The organism is Rhizobium sp. rho-13.1 (genome assembly GCF_007000305.1).
GTDB classification, from domain to species: domain Bacteria; phylum Pseudomonadota; class Alphaproteobacteria; order Rhizobiales; family Rhizobiaceae; genus Rhizobium; species Rhizobium rhododendri.
Window position 1 is genome coordinate 1 of record NZ_SCFL01000054.1, and the last position, 3,813, is coordinate 3,813.

At 51.2% G+C, this 3,813-nt stretch carries 2 protein-coding genes; both read left to right on the top strand.

Annotated features, from left to right (window positions below; translation table 11 throughout):
• The first annotated feature begins 630 nt into the window (after positions 1 to 630).
• Positions 631 to 2,316, top strand: a complete 1,686-nt coding sequence (locus EQW76_RS28440) for an NAD(P)/FAD-dependent oxidoreductase (RefSeq protein WP_142832575.1) — start codon at positions 631 to 633, stop codon at positions 2,314 to 2,316.
• Positions 2,317 to 2,356: 40 nt separating this feature from the next.
• Positions 2,357 to 3,697, top strand: a complete 1,341-nt coding sequence (locus EQW76_RS28445; protein WP_142832576.1) for an amidase family protein — start codon at positions 2,357 to 2,359, stop codon at positions 3,695 to 3,697.
• Positions 3,698 to 3,813: the final 116 nt, after the last annotated feature.

Consider the following 3,813-nt stretch of genomic DNA (forward strand, 5'->3'; position numbering starts at 1 on the left):
TGCATCCGTGCATCCGTGCATCCGTGCATCCGTGCATCCGTGCATCCGTGCATCCCCAGAGGTATGGATTCTGATTGCCCGCATTCGCCTGATAACCCAGACACTTGCAAGGTATCGAGATCATAGACGACTTTTCGAGTCCGACTCTGACATCGGTTCGCCTGCCTGCCTTGCCGATCGCTTCGACCGACAGGCAGGCGAACCGATGTCAAATGAAACAAAATTGTAAAAGGAAATCTCTTGAATTAAGGATAAAAATCAATAAGATTATATTAATGATGCATAAATATCAATAGCGTTATTCGTATTGCAATCCAGTACGCCCTCTGAGATGGTGTCTGAGAGACAAATTGCTATATTTAATTCCACATATACTGTATTGTCTAGTTCGAATACGTCTACGTTTACGATTGCGACTGATCAATACATGCGCTGTGGCAACTTCGGTTAGCGAGATCCGCTATCGCTAAGTAGGCAAGGGGGCAAGCTTCTTCCTGGAAACACGTCGCTGATTGTGACGCCGTATGAGCAGGCACCTTTAAGCTGTAACCACGGCGTACCGATTTAAGGGGCAGGCATTCCGAGGCGAAACTGGCTTTCGAGAAAACATTGTCATCATCGGAGAGCAATATGCTGAACAGTACCATCCCAGTAGCTTCATTACCGAGTATCGATCTTCTCTATGATTATGGATCGTTTTTGCGATTGAGGGATTGTGAAGGTCGTATTGGGAGCGTTGCCCAAAACAGCCGCCGTCCCCGAGTCGGCATTGTGGGCGCTGGCATCAGTGGCTTGGTGGCGGCGACTGAACTTTTGCGGGCCGGGGTAACAGATCTCGTGCTGTTTGAGGCGCGAGATCGCATGGGTGGAAGGGCTTGGTCACAAATCTTCGACCCGCTCGAACCGAATCTCATTGCCGAGATGGGTGCTATGCGCTTTCCTTCCAGCGCGACCTGTCTGTTTTATTATCTGGACAAATTCAGGATAGATACCGCAGCTTCATTTCCCGATCCGGGCATCGTGGATACTGAGATACATTACCGAGGTGAGCGTTACCTATGGCAGGCTGGCGGGCCTCCGCCGCCTTTGTTCAGGCGCGTTGATCAAGGATGGCAAGCTTTGATAAACGACGGTTACGTGCACGAAGGTATTCAACTGCTCGCGCCGGCTAAAATCACAAAGTTGCTTCGGTCGCGCCGCTTTGACGAGGCTCGTGAGGCTTGGCAGGCTTGGCTGGATTCGTTTCGCGACGCCTCCTTTTATTCAGCCTTGGTCGCCATCTTTACCGGGCCGCGGCCGCCAGGGCGCGTTCCCTGGAAAAGGCCAGAAGACTTTGAGCTTTTCGGATCTCTGGGGATTGGATCTGGAGGCTTTTTACCTGTGTACCAAGCCGCCTTTACCGAGATACTGCGTCTGGTGATCAACGGGTACGAGGACGACCAGCGCATGATTATTGGAGGGATTTCCCTTTTAGTGAAACGGTTTGCTGAACAGGAATTTCACGGTCTGAGTTTGCGGCAGCGTGTGCGCAACGGTCATGTCAGCGGTATCTCCAAACAGGGTGGCCAGATACTTGTGACATGCTCAGGAGGGCAGGTCGAGCCCTTTGACCGCGTCATCGTCACCACAAGCAATCGGACCATGGAACTGGCCCATCGTCTTACGACGGATGAAACATTTCTTAACAATGAGGTTTTGCGAGCGGTCAGACGGACCCACCTTACCGGATCTTCCAAGCTGTTTATGCTTACGGAAAACAAGTTCTGGTTAAAAGAGGGCTTGCCGACAACTATCCTGTCTGACGGCCTTGCTAGGGGGGTCTACTGCTTAGACTATCAGCCAGATAAACCTGATGGTAAGGGCGTGGTCCTGTTAAGCTACACATGGGAAGATGATGCAAACAAAATGCTTTCCATCCTGGACAAAAAAGAAAGGTGCCAGCGTCTAGTCGATGATCTGGCCACAGTTTGCGGTGATTTCGCCCGCCATTTAGTTCCGGCGAAAGGTGACTATGAACGTCACGTCCTGCAGCACGATTGGCTAATGGATCCCTATGCAGTAGGTGCTTTTAAGCTCAATTATCCTGGGGAAGACATCTTTTCACAGCGGCTATTTTTCCAATTTGCTACCGCAAAAAGACCGGAAGAAGACACGGGCCTTTATCTAGCAGGATGTGGATGCTCCTTTACCGGTGGCTGGGTTGAGGGCGCAGTACAAACGGGCTTGAATGCCGCGTGTGCTGTCATACGCAGCTGTGGCGGCCAACTCTTACAGGGGAACCCTATTGATGAGATGGATTCCGCTTATCGATATTGAGAACCGGTAGATTTATCTTCCTTTAAATAAGGCTACTTAAATGTTTGCAACGTCTAATATCGAGAAGATTTGCCATCAAATACACGCCAGGGAAACTTCGGTGTTGGAAATCAGAGAATCGACATTAGCAGCGATGCTGCGACACAGTCAGCTCAATTGTTTCATCCAAGAACGTGGCATTGAGCAATCTTTTACCAAGCCGGATGCGGCCTGTGTGGACGCTCCACTTTTTGGGATACCGGTCTCTTTCAAAGATAACATCTGTGTTGAAGGGCAACCGGTCACCGTCGGGACGTCAGCAATGGCGGCCTGCATCGCTCCGCGTGATGCTGAAATTGTCAGGCAGCTGAAAGCCTTGGGAGCGGTGGTCTCCGGCAAGAACAACATGCACGAGCTGAGTTTTGGTATCACGTCGGTAAATGCCCAATGGGGAACCGTAGGAAACCCGGCAGCGCCTGGCTATTGCGCTGGAGGTAGCAGTGGTGGGGGTGCCGCCGCTGTGGCTGCAGGAATTGTGTTGTTGGCAGTTGGTACCGATACTGGTGGTTCGGTAAGGATACCTGCATCTTTTTGCGGCATCACCGGTTTCAGGCCCACAAGCGGGAGATGGTCATCGTCCGGCATCATTCCGGTATCGAGAACCAAAGATTCGCCCGGTTTGCTGACTCGAAGTGCGGCAGATGCCCTTTTTGTCTATAGCCATCTCTCATCGGACGAACCGATGACGGCTCCTGATAAGTCGCCTTTGCGAATAGGCCTGCCGTCTTCACTATGGACCGGGCTCGACGCCGACGTCAAGTCGGTTTGCCGTGCAGCAATTGATAGCTTAAAGTCTGTCGAACATCAATGCCTGGAGGTAGACGATACCTCGATACTTGAACTGAGCCGGACGATCACCTTTACGGTCCCGCTCTACGAATTCTTCTTGGACTTCCCAAGGACATTAGTCTCGCTAGGTTGGGAAGAAAAAATTTCTGAGGTTTTCGAGGATATTCGCGACGAGAACGTTCGCGGTATAATTCATGCGCACTTGGGTGGTGGGCTAATTACGCCCGCGAATTATGCTGAGGCAATTTCCAATGTCGGACGATTGCGGCGGAAAATTAATGCGCTTTTTGACTTGGACGATATTGATCTGCTAGCTTATCCGACGGTCCCCCAAGCGGTACCGCTTGTTTCTGAGGCCGCGCACCCAGACATCTTTGCTGAGTGCATCAGAAACACCGACCTCGCCAGTAACGCGGCGCTTCCGTCGATTACTATCCCGGTTGCTCCTAAAGGCGCTCTCCCAGTAGGGTTAAGCTTTGATGCTGCATGTGGGAAAGATCGATACCTCTTGGAAGCTGCCACGGGTCTCGAGAAAGTGATAAGCTATAAGTAAGGCTTGAAGAATTAGAGCACATGCTGTGATCAATGAATCGATTGTGATGTGACGTCGCCGGCCTAGCATTACAGTTGCAGTTTTAGTTTCAAATGAGCGCGTCGTGCGGCAGCTTG

Excerpts from the sequence above, each read along its gene's own strand:
- EQW76_RS28445 (WP_142832576.1), top strand. The coding sequence starts at position 2,357 with ATGTTTGCAACGTCTAATATCGAGAAGATTTGCCATCAAATACACGCC.
- EQW76_RS28440 (WP_142832575.1), top strand. The coding sequence starts at position 631 with ATGCTGAACAGTACCATCCCAGTAGCTTCATTACCGAGTATCGATCTT.